Raw genomic sequence first — 16545 nt, forward strand, 5'->3', positions numbered from 1 at the left:
CCATTCTCTGACCAGCGCTTGTGAAGATGTGCGGGGTGAATGAAACGTGGGATTCTTCGAAAGGGAGAATCACGAGTCAAAGACGGGGCCAGAAGTGCCGAGCTGTGGGTGCACGGCAGCCGCCGAGAAGTTCGTCAAGGGCCGGTACACAGGCAAAAAAGTCCGCACCAGCAACCGGCACCGAAGTGCTGGCCGCTCGTGCGGACTTTTTTCAGACTCAACGCCGCCTAGCGCAGGAAACTAACTAGCAGCCGTAGTAGAGCTCGAACTCGTAGGGGTTCGGGCGCAGCGACAGTGGCTTGATCTCGGTTTCGCGCTTGAGGTCGATCCATGTCCGGATCAGGTCTTCGGTGAACACGTCACCGGCGAGCAGGAACTCGAAGTCATCCTCCAAGGCCGACAGGGCCTCCTCGAGTGAACCTGGTGCGATCTGGATGTCCTTGGCCTCTTCGGCAGGAAGCTCATAGAGGTCCTTGTCGATGGGGTCTGCTGGTTCAATGCGGTTGCGGATCCCATCGAGGCCTGCCATGAGCTGAGCAGCGAAGGCAAGGTACGGGTTGCCCGAAGCATCGGGCGCACGGAACTCGATGCGCTTGGCCTTCGGATTAGAGCCCGTGATCGGGATGCGGATGCCGGCCGAGCGGTTGCCCTGCGAATACACCATGTTCACCGGGGCTTCGAAGCCCTTGACCAACCGCTTATAGGAGTTCACGGTCGGGTTGGTGAAGGCCAGGACAGCTGAGGCGTGCTTGAGCAGTCCACCGATGTACCAGCGGGCGGTGTCCGAAAGGCCTGCGTAGCCCTTCTCGTCGTAGAACAGGGGCACCCCGTCAGTCCACAAGGACTGGTGGCAGTGCATCCCCGAACCGTTATCACCGAAGACCGGCTTCGGCATGAACGTGGCGGACTTGCCCCAGGCATCGGCCAAGTTCTTGACGATGTACTTGAACTTCAAGATGTCATCGGCCGAGTGGGTCAGCGTATTGAACTTGTAGTTGATCTCGGCCTGGCCGGCAGCACCTACCTCGTGGTGTGAACGTTCGACCTCAAGGCCGGCAGCTTCAAGCTCGAGGCAGATGGCGTCACGCAAATCGGCCTGTTTATCGGTGGGAGCCACCGGGAAGTAGCCGCCCTTGAACGGAGTCTTATACGCCTGGTTGCCGCCTTCTTCCTTCTTGCCCGTGTTCCACGGAGCTTCGACGGAATCGATTTTGTAGAAGGAACCCTGTGGCTTCGACTCCCACTGCATGTTGTCGAAGATAAAGAACTCCGCCTCGGGAGCGAAGAAGGCCGTGTCGGCAATGCCCGTGGACTCCAGGTAGGCCTCTGCGCGCTCGGCTACACCACGCGGGTCACGGTGGTACGGCTCGCCGGTCCGGGGACTGACGATCGAGAAGTTGAAGGCCAAGGTTTTTTCAATCCGGAATGGATCGAGGAAGCCGGAGGTCACATCCGGAATCAACTGCATATCCGAATCGGCGATGCCTTGGAAGCCCTTGATCGAGGAAGCGTCGAAAAGCTGCCCATCAACAAAGAAGTCCGCGTCAACCGTTTTGGCTGGGACGTTGAAGTGCTGCTGCACCCCCGGGAGGTCCGTGAATCGGATGTCGACGAATTTAACGTCCTCGTCGGCAATGTACTTGAGGACTTCGTCAGGGTTTTTGAACATCTGCTACTGCTCCTATGAGGTTTGCTCAGGCCAGGGAAGCACGCGGCCTTTGCGCGTGTCGGCCCCTCGCTGTCTCTCTACTCTAACGAATTTTGGATTCTTGATCGTGACACATTTGCTTCAACTACGTTACAGAGTGCTGTGGAGGCGAAAATAAACGATTTCTGGGAACCTCATTCATCATTTTTCGTCTCATGCTCTGGGCGTATTCGTGCGGAGGTAAGGATGTCACTGCACTCGGGAGAGCCCACGATAGACTGGAGGGGTGGAACGTAAAGATGTCAGTTCATGGCTTGAGGGCCCGCCGCAACTCAACTCTGAAGCGTGGCCGGGGCAGCGGCTCGGAAGGCCCGCGAGTGGACCAGGGTCGGTGGCGCGCATGGGCCGGCGAGTTGGTGCCTTATTCATCGACTGGGCCTTGGCGATGATTCCATCGTTCATCTTCTTCCACGGCAGTTCTTACGCCAATTTAGCGTTCTTCGCGGCCATGCAGATCATCTTCGTCGGACTGACGGGCCATTCCATTGGCCACCGGACCCTCGGTATGCAGGTCCAAGGCATGGACGGCTCGCCCGTGCGACCGATTCAAGGTCTCATCCGTGGCATCCTGGTGTGTTTGGTCGTGCCACCACTGGTGACTGATTCGGATCAGCGTGGCCTCCACGACCGGGCGATCAAAACCATCCTGGTCCGTACCTGATGCGTTAGAGAAAGCCGCATACCGTCTCCACCGGTTGTGTCACCTGAGATGAAAAGTGCCGGCTCCCTCGTGGGGAAGCCGGCACTTTTGCGTTCTTTGTTTCTAACGTCCACGCATGGAACGGCGGTCAGGCCGGGCCTTATTCGGGTCGATGCCCTTAGGAATGGGAAGTTTCGCGCTACCCAACGTGGAAAGCCGCATGTCCACGGCGTGGACCTCCTGCTTATTGAGCGTTTTGGGGAACTTCTTCATCTTCTTGGAAACATTTCCCAGACCGGTCTGTCCATCATGGGAACCAGCGTTGATCACGTGGATCGGCACGTTCGGCAGAACACGGTTCATCCGCTTCCGCTCGGCATCAACCAGTGGGCGGACCCGGTGGGTCGGTCCTTCGGTTACCAATACGACGCCACAGCGACCAATACCGCGGAAGACAAGGTCCTGGGTCTTGGGGCTGACTGCTACGGGCTGCTCCGTGAGAATCCAGCCACGCTTCAAGACGGACATGGAAGCACCAGCGGCACCGGGGCGGCCTTCAAGTTGCTTGAAAGCAGCCCTCTCGGCGCGACGCGACAAGATGAGCAGTGCTGCCAGCAAGCCCAAAGGAATGGAGACGAGCAGCGTGGTGATCCAGTTGTTGATCACCAAGCCGATGATCAGGCCGACGGCAACGATGCCGAGGAAGGCCAAGACCATCCACCAGACGGCATTGGGGTCGTTACGCCGGGTCATCTGGAAGACCTGGCCGAGCTGCTTTAGGCGGCCCGGTTCTTTGGCGGCCTTCTCGGCTTTGGGCTTGCGGGAAAACAACGAACGCTTCGGCTTGGCGCCGTCGTCTGCGGGGGAGTTAGAAGTTCTGGCCATAGTGGTCCAATTCTACGTGATCGGAGAGCTACTGTTGGGCAGCGAGGAGGGTGGCCGCCTCTTGCTTGGTTGTTCCGGAGCTCTCGATATGAGCCATGTCCTCGGGAATGGGCAGGCCCTTCTTACGCATGGCCCCGGCCCAGAGCCTTCCAGCGCGGTAGGAGGAGCGTACGAGCGGCCCCGCCATCACACCGAGGTACCCGATTTCTTCGGCTAGTTTTTGCAGCTCGACGAACTCCTGGGGCTTCACCCAGCGGTCCACGGGAGCGTGCCGCTCGGAGGGACGCAGGTACTGGTTGATGGTCAACAAGTCGCAGCCGGCTTCGTGCAGATCCTTCATGGCATCCACGACTTCCTCGGGGTTTTCGCCCATGCCGAGAATGAAGTTCGATTTCGTGATCATCCCGTTCTCGTGACCATGGCGGATCACGTCGAGTGAGCGTTCGTAGCGGAAGGCCGGACGAATGGACTTGAACAGCCGAGGCACGGTTTCAACGTTATGGGCATAGACCTCGGGGGCCGATGCACAGATCGCATCCAAGTATTCCTTTTTACCGGAGAAATCGGGGATCAAGAGTTCGACGCCGGTGCCGGGGTTGAACTGATGGATTCGCCGGACGGTTTCGGCGTAGAGCCAGGATCCTTCGTCATCGAGGTCGTCGCGGGCCACACCGGTCACCGTGGCATAGCGAAGACCCATCTGCTTCACGGACTGGGCGACCTTGAAAGGTTCAGAACGGTCCAGAGCAGCCGGCTTGCCGGTGTCGATCTGGCAGAAGTCACAGCGACGGGTGCATTCAGAACCTCCAATGAGGAAGGTTGCTTCGCGGTCTTCCCAGCATTCGAAAATATTCGGGCAACCGGCCTCTTCACACACCGTGTTCAGGCCCTTGTCCTTGACGAGCTTCTTCATCTCGACGTATTCGGGGCCGATTTCAACCTTGGCTTTGATCCACTCGGGCTTGCGTTCCACGGGGGTGGCCGAGTTGCGCTGTTCAATGCGCAACATGCGGCGTCCTTCGGGGGCGAGGCTCACAGTAGGGCTCCTTCATCGGCGATCGGTGTGTTCGTTTTGATGGCTGGTTCGAGCAGGCGCGTCAGCTCGTCCTGCACCCGGTCGAGTACGTCGACGGGGCGGACTCGTCTGCCGCTTTCTTCGGTGATGCTTGTGGTGGAGGCGTCGGCGATTCCGCACGGGATGATCCGGGAGAATGCGGAGTCGTCATTATCGCAGTTCAGTGCGAAACCATGCATGGTGACTCCGTGGTCCACGCGGATGCCGATAGCGGCGATTTTACGGTCCTGAGCGTCGTCGGTGCCGACGACCCAGACTCCTGGACGGCCCTCGACACGCTGTGCCGTGATGCCGTAGTCGGAGACGACGTTGATCAGCATCTCCTCGAGGCGATGCACATAGTCGCGGATGCCGGCATGGTTGGACAGCTCGACGATCGGGTAGCCCATAAGCTGCCCGGGGCCATGCCAAGTGATCTTGCCGCCGCGGTCCACGGAGACAACGGGAGTTCCATCGATGGGCAGGTCTTGAGGTTCGGTGCGTTTGCCAGCCGTGTAGACGGCGGCATGTTCAAGCAGGAGGACTTCTGGTCCGTGCGTTCGGGCAGCCACTTCATCGTGGATCCGGCGTTGCAGGTCCCAAGCCTCCTGGTAATCAACGTAGTCCGGGGCAAGGCCCAGCCGCTGGAAGGAGATGGTCATGCGCCATACGCTACTCGCCGCAGGTGGCAGGTTCGAATTGGGGACGACAGGGTGGTCTGTGGATAACTTCTGCAGACTGGCGACCAAATCGGTAGAACTGGAGGATGGATGCACCGAATGAGTGGAAACGTCGACCAGAGCTGAAGGACTGGGCGCTTGAACACGAGCTCGGCAGGGGAACAAGTGGCACGGTTTATGTCGTCAGGCAACGTCATACTGGAGATCGTGCTGCCCTGAAGCTTGGTGTTTCTGAAACCTCCGCGAACGGTGCCTACTCCCAAGAAGTCCAGGCACTGGCTGCCATGAAGCATCAGCACATCGTCGAGTTGATCGGGGCCGTCTCCACCGATCAAGGCGAAGGCATCTTGATGGAATACCTTCCGGGAGGTTCCGTGGCGGATCTGATCTCGGCCCGTGGACCATTGACCCTGGGGGAGACCGTCACGGTTATTGCCCCCTTGGCCGGAGCGTTGGCGTTCCTGCATGAGCACGGCGCCGTCCACGGTGATATTTCGCCAGGTAATGTCCTGTTCACCGCGGAAGGGAAACCGAAACTGGCGGACCTCGGATTGGCGGTGCTGGTGGGTGGCCGCCAAGAGGAATCGGGAACCCCGGGGTTCAAGGCTCCCAGCACGGATGTGGATGAACTCGGAGGCAGACGGCTACAACCGGCCCGGGATGTCTATTCTTTGGCGGCGTTGGCCTGGTATATGGTGACCGGTCGTGTTGCCGGGCCCACTCAACACCGGCCCCCCTTATCCAGCCTGCTGGGAGGGGTTCCCTCGGAACTCGTGGAACTGCTGGAATCCGCATTATCCGAAGACGAGGACGACCGGCCTGGCGCTCAGGAATTTGGGCGCCGAATCTTCCACATAGCCAAGCCGCAACCAGTGAACCTTCGGCAAGCTGTGAGGACCGAGGCGCTCGGGCAGATGGTGACCGATGTCGTGGCGGATCCCGCCAGGCAACGGGCCGGTCGTCGTCCGGCAGCATGGATCCGCAGGGCCCTCCCGCTCAGGCGAAACCGGAATCGGCGACAGGGTAGGAGCATGTCTGTGCCAGGGCTCTCCCGACGTATCGAGGGTCGTGGACGAGGCGATGGCCGTCGGCGAGGATCCAGAGCTGAGCGCGGCACACGACGGGGCGTGAGGATGGCGGCCTTCTCGGCAGCTACGGTGCTGCTCTGTCTGCTCGTCGCTGGATTGGTGCTTGCTAGCGTGGATGGCCGAGACCCGGACTCCGCCCCCGCGGCCCAGTCGGCGGTGACCACCCTTCAGCCCACCGCTGCTCCCGTATCGGAGCAGGGGGTGGCTGGCGAGCCGCCGGCGGCAGCTGCCACGTCGGAGTCGTCGTCGGGTCCACGCCTCACGAAGGTGCTGGAAACGCCAGTTTTCTCAGCCCCCGTGCCGGATGACCCGGTGAAGGCGGCACGGGTGCTCACAGCCCGCAGAGATCTCGCCTTGGCGGAAGCCGATCCTGCTGCCTTACGGCAGGTCCACGCGACCGGAGGTAACTCCTTGGGTCCGGATCTCGCGATTTCCAGTCAGCTACGGGCTCGGGGATTGCACTATCGCGGGTTGGAAACACTGTTAACGCATGCCACGGTCAACAAGGGTTCGGAGGACGCCCGGGTCGAAGTGGCCGCCACCAGCATCATGAGCGCCTATCAAATTGTCGGAGCAGATGGTGCAATGATCCAGAGCGTCTCGGAGCCCGAGGAACAGGACATTATTTTGATCTTGGAGCGTGTCGATGGTGGGTGGTTGATCGACTCTGTTGTGGATGCTTCGGGGTCTCCGGGGATCCATGGATGAATCTTCGGCGGTGACGCCACCGATATCGGTCGGTAGGATCGCATCATGAGTTTGAGTTCCTACCTTCGCTACCCGCACGTCTCCGCCGAATTCGTGACCTTCGTCGCCGAGGACGATGTCTGGCTTGTCCCACTGGCTGGGGGCCGTGCCTGGCGCCTTTCAGCGCAGGGCTTGCCGGCACGTAACCCCCGGTTCTCCGCCGACGGGCAGACGATCACCTGGACCATTCGTAGCGGGGGCAGCCAGGAGATCGTGGCGGCATCCGTCGACGGTGGCGACTACCGACAACTCACCTTTTGGGGTCACCCGTCGACGAAAAACCGCGGATATACCCCCGATGGCCACGTTCTAGCTATTACTTCCAAGGATCAGGCGGATTCGCGTTTGACCTGGGCCCGAACTGTTGCACTCGACGGCTCTTCAGGCCGGGGGCTGGATTTTGGGCCCGTTGATTCCCTGGCATGGGGGCCGTCGGTGGGAGACGAACGCCCGTTGGTGATCGGTAGTGCTCTGAGTCGTGAACCAGCCTGGTGGAAGCGTTATCGCGGTGGAACCGCCGGCAAACTCTGGATCGATCGGGATGGTGGCGGGGAATTCGAGCGCCTGATTCCCGAGCTGGACGGAAACTTATGTGACCCGGTGTGGGTCGACCAACGTGTTGCCTTCCTCTCGGATCACGAGGGATACGGCAACATCTACTCCGTCAGCCCCGATGGCGGTGACCTACGGCGGCATACTGACCATGAGAGCTACTACGTCAGGCATTTGGCCTCCGACGGACAGCGCCTCGTCTTTGAGTCTGCCGGCGAACTGTGGGTCCTGGACGGGCTGGACGCAGAACCTAGGAAACTGGAGATCACACTCGGATCTGCCGGACACGGCAGACAGCCAACCAGGCTGGACGTCGCCGGTCATTTGGTCCGGGCCACCCCCGACCAGAGCGGGAACGCCAGCATCATCGAAAGCCACGGAACACTACATCTCCTGCCCCACCGTCGTGGGCCGGCCCGGGCGATCGAATCGGCCCCCGGTGTCAGGGCACGGTTGGGCAGCCTGTTCGGTTCTGACCGAGTGCTCTACGTTTCCGACGTGCAGGGTGAGGAAACGATCCACCTTCAAGAACTGGATGCCTTCGAACGGCGCTATCCCGCGGGAGCAGGCAGCGCCGGAGCCGGTAGCGAGCGGACCCCGGCCGAGGGGCGTTTTGGCGCCGGTTCGGGCCCGGGAGATGGCCCGACGAATGGGGAAACCGGTGACACGGATGAAGAAGCCGGGGATCTTCCACAGCCGGTCAGCGCAGCCGGAAGTGCCGGACTGCCGACACCTATCGCGGCGACCGGGAAGGGACGCGATGCCGTCGCTGCTTCGGCCACAGGCGATGATTCATCAGCCGATACTCCTCCGGAGCAAGATGCGGGGGACAATGCGGGGGCTGAACAAGGGACGCGTGACTTCGAACTGCCGGGCGGTCACCGAGTCCGCAGTCTCATCCCCAGCCCCGATGCCCGCTGGATAGCCGTCTCCACAGAAGCCGGCCACACCTATTTACTGGAACCGGAAGCCTCGACGTGGCATGAGATCAGCGCCGGAGGCCAAGGAGCCGCCGAAGGGCTCGCGTTCTCTCCTGACGGACGATGGCTGGCCTTCACCGAGCCGGTCGCCACTTTCGGGTCGCGCACCCGCATGCTCCTGGTGTCCACCGACGAGCCGACCGAGGCGCCGATCGAAGCAACTGACGGTCGATTCCGTGACCATGCACCGTCGTTTACCCCCGACGGGAAATATCTGGCCTTCCTTTCCGACCGAAGTTTCGATCCGCTCTACGACACCCACGGCTTCGACCTGGCTTTCCCCGCATCGACGAAGCCGTTCCTTTTGGCCTTGGACGATCGGACTCCTTCGCTCTACGGTCCCCGGGTTTATGGGGCCGAAACAAGCGTCGAAGAGGTCAGAAAGGACGCCGGAACCGACAGCAACGGGACGCCAGCGCCCCTTCCGGAGACGAACGTGGTGCGTGAGGGGCTTCCCTCACGCCTGTTCGCCGTTCCCGTTGCACAGGGTCGCTACGAATCGTTGGTCGCCGTCGACGGAGGGCTGCTGTGGCTAACCGATGTCTCCACCGGAGTCACCGGCGATGGCCGTGCCCCCGACGCCGAGGCTGAATCCCAACGGCTGGAACGGTTCGACCATGAAACGCAGCGGCTCACCACCCTTTTGGAGGCCGCGGAGGCGTTCCTCGTCAGTGATGACCGCAAGCGGCTGGTAGCCGTCCAGAACGGCACCGTACGGGCCGTACCAACGGATAAGCCAGCCGAGTCGGACTCGGCCGACAGTCAGGACATCGACCTGAACCGTATTCGAGTGAGCCTGGACCCCGCGAAGGTCTGGGCCCATGCCTTCGACGAAGCCTGGCGGCTCCAGCGTGATTTCTTCTGGGTCGAGGATATGGCCGGCCGTGACTGGGCAGCGGTGGCTGAGACCTACCGTCCGCTCCTTGAGCGCTTGGGCAGCCACGACGACCTCGTGGACCTGCTGTGGGAACTACACGGGGAACTGGGCACCTCCCATGCCTACGTCACCCCGAAACCTATTCAAGGTGCCGACAATCAAGGCTTGCTCGGTGCGGATCTGGCACGGGTCGATGGCCAATGGCGCGTTGAAAACGTGCTGGTGGGGGAGTCATCCGACCCCCAGGCCTATGCGCCACTGGCTGCGCCCGGTGTGGGCGTCCGGGCCGGGGACGAGCTACTGGCGATCAACGGGGTAGACATCCCCGCATCCGGTCCAGCGGCCCTGCTGCAGGGCACCGGCGGTCAACCCATTGAACTCACCGTCCGTGGCGGTGCATCATCACGGAACCCGGGCGAGATCCGACGCGTCGGGATCGTTCCGGTTAGCAATGAAGAGCGGCTGCGTTACCACCAGTGGGTGTCGCGTAACCGTCGGGACGTCAGAGAAGCTTCCCAAGGCGCATTCGGATATTTGCATATCCCCGACATGATGCCGCTGGGGTGGGCCCAACTGTTCAGGGATCTGGATCAGGAAGCGTCGCGAGACGCGTTGCTCATCGACGTACGTCGGAACCGTGGCGGCCATACGTCCCAACTTGTGGCAGAGGTGATTGCCCGGAAGGTCACTGCCTGGTCGGTGGCCCGCGAACAGGAGCCGTCGACATACCCCGTTAGTGCACCACGTGGGCCGGTGGTCATCCTGACCGATGAATGGGCAGGATCCGACGGGGACATCATCACGCAGGTCAGCAAACTGCGAGCCATTGGGCCCGTGGTCGGGGTGAGGACCTGGGGCGGGGTCATCGGCATCGACGGCGAATTCGATCTGGCCGACGGTACCGGCGTGACCCAGCCACGTTATGCCACCTGGTTCACCGGAGGCGTGGGCTGGGGCGTGGAGAACCGGGGTGTCGACCCGGATATTGACGTGCCCTTCCCGCCGCACGCCCATCTGGCAGGAACGGACCCGCAGCTGGAGCACGGGATCATGGTGCTTAAGGAAATGCTCCATGAGATCCCGACGCAGAGGCCTCCGGAACGAGAAGGTTACCCCTCCCGCGAACCCGGGCCGCTTCCTGCCCGTCCGCAGGACTCCTCGGCGGACTGATCCTCTGGAGACAGAACAACGAGGGAGGGCGTCGGAACCATGCATGGTTCCGACGCCCTCCCTCGTTGGGTGAGCTGAAAGCTAGGAGACCAAGGTTGCGTCGAGCTTGATGCTCGGCACCGAGGCCAGGGCCTTCGAGACCGGGCAGCCTTCCTTGGCGCCCTGGGCTGCCGCCTTGAAGGTGGCTTCGTCAATGCCGGGGACCGTTGCCTTCAGGGTCAAGCGGATCTCGCTGATCAGCGGACCGTTGGTCGTGTCGAAATCAACTTCGGCACTGGTCTCGATCGAGTCAGCGGTGAAGCCTGCGTCCTTCAACGCGCCGCCGAGGGCCATCGAGTAGCAGGAAGCGTGCGCTGCGGCGATCAGTTCCTCGGGGCTGGTCTTGCCCTCGGACTGGTCCGAACGGGCCTTCCAGGTGATGTCGTAGGTGCCGATACCTGACGTTTCGAAAGACGTCTGACCGCTTCCGGAGAAAAGATCGCCGTTCCAAACGGTGCGGGCGGTACGAGTTGTAGCCATGGTGACTCCTCCACATCTGAGCTGGGCGACCGGTTCCGGGCGCCATCTCCATCCTATGGCTCCCGGCGATCGGGGCAAGAAGATGACTCCGAACAGCAAAAGACCCCCGGTAAAAACCGGGGGTCCATGGTCGATGCCTACACCCAGAGCACCGCAATGGCGATATTGATCAAAGCCAGGCCGCCAACACCGTGGGCGATGCCGGTGGGCACCACCTCATGATTCTTGACCTTCTTACGGCCGATCCATGCCGCGACGAGGATGCCCAGGGCAATGATGAGCTTAACGCCCAGCTTGATCCTGTTCGGTTCCCCGTCTCCCATCTCCAGCAGGCCGAACATCAAGATGCCGGTCACCACCTGGGTGATGGCGCCGATCCACTGCCAAAGGCCGACCGTAGGGGTTTTGAAGGAGGCGAGCCAACCGCCGAAGATCGCGGCAGCACCCAGAATGTGCACAAAAATGAGCAAGGTGAGAATGAAGTTCATAGGGCCATTCTAGGGGTGGTTTCGACAGCGTGTCGAAACCGTGTCCAGTCGAAGAAACGACGACGGCCGGTGACCCTCTACAGAAGGGTTCACCAGCCGTCGTCGTTCACCATCGGACCAGGTCAGATGGTCCGGCGGGGCTTGCTACAGGCCGAGGTCGGCCTCGAAAGCGCCTTCTTCCAGACGTGCACGCAAGGTCTGTAGGAAACGTCCGGCATCCGCGCCGTCGACCAGCCGGTGGTCGTAGGTCAGTGACAGGTACATCATGTGGCGGATGGCGATCGTGTCATCGCCATCGGTGCCCGCCACGACCATGGGACGCTTGACGATCGCTCCGGTGCCGAGGATGGCCACCTGCGGCTGGTTGATGATCGGTGTATCGAACAGTGCGCCGACCGACCCGATGTTGGTGATCGAGAACGTGCCACCGGAGAGCTCATCCGGGCCGATCTTGTTGTCGCGGGTGCGCTTGGCAACATCATCGATGCGGCTGGCGACGCCTGCGAGGTTCAAATCACCGGCGTTGTTGATGACCGGAACGAGCAGACCCTTATCGGTATCCACCGCGATCGCCAGGTGTTCGGCGTCGTGGTAGGTGATCTCCTGCTTTTCCTCGTCGTACTCGGCGTTGAGCTTCGGGTGCTGCTTCAGCGCTTCGGCAACGGCCTTGGCGATGAACGGCAGGTAGGTCAGCTTGGTGCCGTTGACGGCCTGGAACTGTGCCTTGGCCGAGGTGCGCAGCTTGGCCACGCGTGTCATGTCGACCTCGTGGACCTGGGTGAGCTGCGTTGAGGTCTCCAGCGACTCGCGCATCCGCTTGGCGATGACCTGGCGGATCCGGGGTGCCTTCTCCGTCTTCCCACGCAGGGAGGACGGGACGACGGCGGCGGGAGCCTTCGGGGCCGACCCCGAGCCGTTAGCCGGTGCTGCCGGGGCAGCTGACTTCTTGGCCTCGACGGCGTCCAGGACATCCTGCTTGCGGATGCGGCCGCCGACACCGGTGCCGGTGACCGTCGACAGGTCGATTTCGTTCTGCGAAGCCAGACGACGAACCAGCGGCGTCACATAGCCGTCGTTGCCTCCTGCCGGGGCAGGAGTCGAAACGGGCTTGGGGGCCTCAGCCTTGGGAGCCTCCTGCTTCGGAGCTTCCTGCTGGGGTGCTTCGGCCTTGGCAGCTTCCTGCTTGGGAGCTTCTTCCTGAGGCGCTTCGGCCTCGGGAGCTTCCTGCTTGGGAGCTTCTTCCTGGGGCGCTTCGGCCTTCGGGGCTTCCGCCGCCGGGGCTGCACCGGAACCGATAACGGCCAGGACGGATCCGACCTCAGCGGTGTCGTCCTCGTTCACCTTGATCTCCAGCAGTGTGCCGGCGACGGGCGAAGGGATCTCAGTGTCGACCTTATCGGTGGAAACCTCGAGCAGCGGCTCGTCGACCTCGACGTCATCGCCGACCTGCTTGAGCCAGCGCGTCACAGTGCCTTCGGTGACGCTTTCGCCCAAGGCCGGAAGCGTGACATCGGCACGTTCGCCGGAATCGCCGGAATCGCTGGAAGCCGCGGGGGCCTCGTCGGAGGAGGAATCCTCGGCTGCGGGAGCTGACTCCTCGGCGGGAGCTTCTTCTGCCGGTGCTTCTTCGGCCGGTGCCTCCTCGGAGGAACCGGATCCCGAGCCGTCGCCGATACGCACCAGCGGTGCGCCGACATCTGCCGTCTCATCCTCGGGAACGAGGATTTCTTCGATCACACCAGCGACCGGCGAGGGGACCTCGGTGTCGACCTTATCGGTGGAAACCTCCAGTAGCGGCTCGTCGACCTCGACGCTATCGCCGACCTGCTTGAGCCAGCGCGTCACAGTGCCTTCGGTGACACTCTCACCGAGTGCGGGCAAGTTCACGGTTTCAGACATGGTGTCCCCGTTCTCCTAAAGCTATATCTCTTGACTTGGACGGCCGGCAACGAGGGCGAAGCGGCCGGTGTTCGGCTTGCGTCGAGCTTAGTGCACCGTGGGCCGACCTGCGTAAGATCGGCCCACGGTGCACGTCATACCCGTGCTTAACCGTGAAGCGGCTTCCCGGCCATGGCCAGGGCGGTTTCGCCCATGGCCTCGTTCTGCGTCGGGTGGGCATGGACCAGCTGGGCCACATCCTCGGGGTAGGCCTCCCAGTTAACGATGAGCTGTGCTTCGCCGACCTGCTCGCCGATCCTGCTGCCGATACCGTGTACGCCGACGATCGGGCCGTCCTTGACGCGCACCATCTTGATGATGCCGGCGGTCCCCAAAATGGAGGACTTGCCGTTGCCGGCGAGGTTGTATTCCTGGATTTCGACCTGGTCCTCGCCGAACTTTTCCTTGGCCTTCGGTTCCGTGTAGCCCACGGAGGCGATTTCCGGTTCGCAGTAGGTGACCTTGGGGATGTTGATGTCCTCGACGATGACCGGGTTTTTACCGGCGATCTCCTCGGCGACAAAGATTCCGTGCTGGTAACCGCGGTGGGCCAACTGCAGACCCGGCACGATATCGCCGATGGCGTAGATGTTGCCGACGCCGGTGTGCTGGCGTTCGTCGGTGATGACGAAGCCGCGGTCCATGTTCAGGCCCTGCTCCTCGAAGCCGAGTCCCTCGGTGACCGGTCCACGGCCTACGGCCACCAGAACGATATCCGCCTCCAGGACACTGCCGTCGGCGAGCGAGACCTTCACCCCGTCGTCGTCCTGCTCGACCTTCTCGAAGAAAATGCCGGTCTTGGACTTGATGCCGCGCTTCTTGAAGGCACGCTCTAGGCCCTTGACGATGGACGGGTCCTCGTTCGGGACCAGCGACGGCAGGCCCTCCACGATGGTGACGTCGACGCCGAAGGACTTCCAGACGGAAGCGAACTCCACGCCGATGACGCCGCCACCGAGCACGATGGCGCTCTGCGGCAAAGTCTCCATGGCCAGTGCCTCGGTGCTGGTCAGCACGCGGCCGCCAATTTCCAGACCCATGGTCTTGGTCGTGGAGCCGGTGGCGAGGATGATGTTCTTGCCCTTATAGGCCACCCCGTCCACGTCGATGGTGTCCTGGGACACCAGACGGCCGTTGCCCTCGATGACGTTGACCTTCTTCATCTTCAGCAGGCCGGCCAGTCCCTTGTACTTGCCGGCGACGATGCCGTCCTTGTACTGGCGGACGGCGCCCATGTCGATGGAGTCCAACGTGGTGTTGATCCCGTACTTGGCACCCTCGCGGGCGTTGTCGGCCAGTTCGGCCGAGTGCAGGTATGCCTTTGTCGGGATGCAGCCGGTGTGCAGGCAGGTGCCACCCAGTTTTGCTTTTTCCACCAGTCCAACGGTGAAACCGAGCTGGACGGCGCGCAACGCTGCCGAGTAGCCGGCGCTGCCGCCACCAAGGATGAGTACATCGAATTCTTGCGTTGTTGCCGATTCGGCCACGTTAACGCTCCCTCGCGAGTGAGATGAGGCCCCCGCGTAGTTGGGGGCTCGTTCCATGTGTTCTGCCTGTTCGACCTCGTGGCCGGGCAGGCACTGCCTACTATTCTTTCAGCATTCACCTTAGCGCGGACCATGGCCGATCATCCACATCCCGTGACCGGCGGATCGTGGGTCGGTGATCAGTCTCATGGGCCGCTGCCAGGAAAATTACTGTGCTGCCAGCTCTTCTGCGTAGGTCAGGAGCGTGCGCAGACCCGATCCGGTGCCGTTCTTGGGCACGTAACCATAGGGTGCGACGTCGTTATACGAGGGGCCGGCAATGTCGATATGTGCCCAGGGGATCTTCTGGCCATCGACTTCACCAACGAACTCCTGCAAGAACGCTGCGGCGGTCATCATCCCGCCGTTGCGTTCGCCGGCGTTGGCCAGATCGGCGACGGTCGAGTCCAGGGAAGCCCTGAGTTCCTCGGGCATCGGCATGCCCCAGGCGGATTCACCGGAGGTTCCTGCGGCACCGACGAGCGCATCGCGAACCCCGGTGTCGCCCATGATGCCGCTGGTACGGCGGCCCAATGAGATCAGCTGGGCGCCGGTCAACGTGGCGATGTCGATGATGACGTCGGGCTTTTCGGCGCTGGCAGCGACGAGACCGTCTGCCATGACCAATCGGCCTTCAGCGTCGGTGTTCAGGTTTTCAACGGTCTTGCCACCGAACATGGTGAAGACGTCGCCGGGACGGGCAGCGTGGCCGCCGGGCATGTTCTCGGCCAGGCAAAGCCATGCGGTCGCGCGCAGCGGCAGCCCGAGTTCCGCGATGGCGAGCATGGTTCCCAGTACGGTGGCCGCACCAGCCATATCCGACTTCATGAAGTGCATGTTTGCCGCCGGCTTCAACGAGATACCGCCGGTGTCGAAAGTGATGCCCTTGCCGACGAGGGCGAGGTGGCGGCGGGCCTTGGCCGGGGAGTATTCCAGTTTGACCAGGCGCGGCTGACGGGAAGAACCCTTGCCGACGCCCATGATTCCGCCGTAGCCGTCCTTTTCCAGGCGCTTCTCGTCGTAAACGGTGACCTTGATCGGCAGCGATTTCACGGCGGTGCGTGATTCCGCGGCGAAGGACTCGGGGAAGAGGTCGGCAGGGGAGGTATTGACCAGGTCGCGCACCCCGCGCACGGAGCGGCCAAGGATGGCGGCACGACGCAAGGCGGCGGGCAGGGCCTTGTGGGCCGACGCAGCGGTGGCGATGATGCCCTCGATCAAGGGCGTCTTCTCCGGGGCCTTCGAGAGGTGGTTGGAGAAAGCATAGGCGCCCAAGGCCACGCCTTCGGCAACGGCTGTGGCCGATTCGACGGTGGGAGCCGGCAGGGCGAAGACGACCTTGGGGAGTCCCTTGAGTTGGCGGGCTGCAGCACCGGCGGCACGACGCAGTGCCTCGGTTTCAGGGGCCTCGCCGGCGACGGCGCCGAGACCGGTGAGGACCAGGACGTCGGCCTTGAGCGAAGCCGGGGCGGGCAGTCGGAGGATTTCATCCGCCGCACCGGTGGCGCCCAGGGCGGGCAGTGAGTCCTGCAGGGCCGAGGATTCTGCCTTCGGAAGGGGGGAATCGAGCAGTCGAGGGCCGTCTTTGCCCTTGGCGACGGCGATGACGACGGCGTTGGCCGTCACCCGCCGTACGTCGGGGGAGACGGCGGTCAGCTTCAGTTCGCTGGCGTTGATCACGGGTCCGGATCCT

The 16545-nt window shown here is 62.4% G+C and carries 12 protein-coding genes; 3 read left to right on the forward strand and 9 right to left on the reverse strand.

Translation table 11 applies throughout. From position 1 onward, the window contains the following. Positions 1-244 precede the first annotated feature (244 nt). A complete protein-coding gene (gene glnA / locus FM101_RS11825; RefSeq protein ID WP_086999831.1) occupies positions 245-1669 on the reverse strand; it encodes a type I glutamate--ammonia ligase in 1425 nt (474 codons plus the stop codon). A 379-nt stretch (positions 1670-2048) separates the two neighbouring features. On the opposite strand from glnA, the gene FM101_RS11830 reads away from it, so the two are divergent. After that, positions 2049-2369 carry an RDD family protein gene (locus FM101_RS11830; RefSeq protein WP_342744390.1) on the forward strand — a complete coding sequence of 107 codons (321 nt, stop codon included), beginning with the start codon at positions 2049-2051 and terminating at the stop codon, positions 2367-2369. Positions 2370-2471: 102 nt separating this feature from the next. Here FM101_RS11830 and FM101_RS11835 read toward each other — a convergent pair whose 3' ends face one another. Genes FM101_RS11835 through lipB form a run of 3 tightly spaced genes read right to left on the reverse strand, consistent with a single transcriptional unit; the run spans position 2472 to position 4949 of the window. Further along, positions 2472-3233: a DUF4191 domain-containing protein gene (locus FM101_RS11835; protein WP_086999836.1), complete on the reverse strand. Its 762-nt coding sequence runs from the start codon at positions 3231-3233 to the stop codon at positions 2472-2474. A gap of 28 nt (positions 3234-3261) precedes the next feature. Next, on the reverse strand, positions 3262-4269 hold the full coding sequence (lipA, locus tag FM101_RS11840) for a lipoyl synthase (RefSeq protein ID WP_086999837.1): 1008 nt from the start codon (positions 4267-4269) through the stop codon (positions 3262-3264). Next, on the reverse strand, positions 4266-4949 hold the full coding sequence (lipB, locus tag FM101_RS11845) for a lipoyl(octanoyl) transferase LipB (RefSeq protein WP_086999839.1): 684 nt from the start codon (positions 4947-4949) through the stop codon (positions 4266-4268). Before lipB ends, lipA begins: the two co-directional genes overlap by 4 nt. 104 nt (positions 4950-5053) lie before the next feature. Between lipB and FM101_RS11850 the strand changes: the two genes are divergently transcribed. Next, entirely contained in the window at positions 5054-6763 is a 1710-nt protein-coding gene (locus FM101_RS11850; protein WP_086999841.1) for a serine/threonine protein kinase, read from the forward strand. A 45-nt stretch (positions 6764-6808) separates the two neighbouring features. Next, the gene (locus FM101_RS11855) at positions 6809-10381 is read left to right on the forward strand and encodes a S41 family peptidase (protein ID WP_086999843.1); all 3573 of its coding nucleotides are present in this window, start codon (positions 6809-6811) and stop codon (positions 10379-10381) included. Between the two features lie 81 nt (positions 10382-10462). Here FM101_RS11855 and FM101_RS11860 read toward each other — a convergent pair whose 3' ends face one another. The 5 genes from FM101_RS11860 to FM101_RS11880 form a co-directional block, all read right to left on the reverse strand. Beyond that, the gene (locus FM101_RS11860; RefSeq protein ID WP_086999845.1) at positions 10463-10900 is read right to left on the reverse strand and encodes an OsmC family peroxiredoxin; all 438 of its coding nucleotides are present in this window, start codon (positions 10898-10900) and stop codon (positions 10463-10465) included. A 137-nt stretch (positions 10901-11037) separates the two neighbouring features. Continuing rightward, positions 11038-11388: a hypothetical protein gene (locus FM101_RS11865; protein ID WP_086999847.1), complete on the reverse strand. Its 351-nt coding sequence runs from the start codon at positions 11386-11388 to the stop codon at positions 11038-11040. Positions 11389-11532: 144 nt separating this feature from the next. Beyond that, positions 11533-13287, reverse strand: coding sequence for a 2-oxoglutarate dehydrogenase, E2 component, dihydrolipoamide succinyltransferase (sucB, locus tag FM101_RS11870; RefSeq protein WP_086999849.1), 1755 nt, complete (start codon positions 13285-13287; stop codon positions 11533-11535). A gap of 146 nt (positions 13288-13433) precedes the next feature. After that, complete coding sequence (lpdA, locus tag FM101_RS11875) at positions 13434-14813, reverse strand: dihydrolipoyl dehydrogenase (RefSeq protein ID WP_086999851.1); 1380 nt, start codon at positions 14811-14813, stop codon at positions 13434-13436. Positions 14814-15020: 207 nt separating this feature from the next. After that, positions 15021-16532 (reverse strand): leucyl aminopeptidase, encoded by a 1512-nt coding sequence (locus tag FM101_RS11880; protein WP_086999853.1) that lies wholly within the window; start codon positions 16530-16532, stop codon positions 15021-15023. Positions 16533-16545: the final 13 nt, after the last annotated feature.

It is taken from the genome of Arthrobacter rhombi (assembly GCF_900163545.1).
In the GTDB taxonomy this organism is placed as follows: domain Bacteria; phylum Actinomycetota; class Actinomycetes; order Actinomycetales; family Micrococcaceae; genus Arthrobacter_H; species Arthrobacter_H rhombi_A.

What these genes read in the sequence shown, in the direction of transcription:
- glnA (WP_086999831.1), bottom strand. Translation starts at nt 1,669, where the DNA reads ATGTTCAAAAACCCTGACGAAGTCCTCAAGTACATTGCCGACGAGGAC.
- FM101_RS11830 (WP_342744390.1), top strand. Translation starts at nt 2,049, where the DNA reads ATGGGCCGGCGAGTTGGTGCCTTATTCATCGACTGGGCCTTGGCGATG.
- FM101_RS11835 (WP_086999836.1), bottom strand. Translation starts at nt 3,233, where the DNA reads ATGGCCAGAACTTCTAACTCCCCCGCAGACGACGGCGCCAAGCCGAAG.
- lipB (WP_086999839.1), bottom strand. Translation starts at nt 4,949, where the DNA reads ATGACCATCTCCTTCCAGCGGCTGGGCCTTGCCCCGGACTACGTTGAT.
- FM101_RS11850 (WP_086999841.1), top strand. Translation starts at nt 5,054, where the DNA reads ATGGATGCACCGAATGAGTGGAAACGTCGACCAGAGCTGAAGGACTGG.
- FM101_RS11855 (WP_086999843.1), top strand. Translation starts at nt 6,809, where the DNA reads ATGAGTTTGAGTTCCTACCTTCGCTACCCGCACGTCTCCGCCGAATTC.
- FM101_RS11860 (WP_086999845.1), bottom strand. Translation starts at nt 10,900, where the DNA reads ATGGCTACAACTCGTACCGCCCGCACCGTTTGGAACGGCGATCTTTTC.
- FM101_RS11865 (WP_086999847.1), bottom strand. Translation starts at nt 11,388, where the DNA reads ATGAACTTCATTCTCACCTTGCTCATTTTTGTGCACATTCTGGGTGCT.
- sucB (WP_086999849.1), bottom strand. Translation starts at nt 13,287, where the DNA reads ATGTCTGAAACCGTGAACTTGCCCGCACTCGGTGAGAGTGTCACCGAA.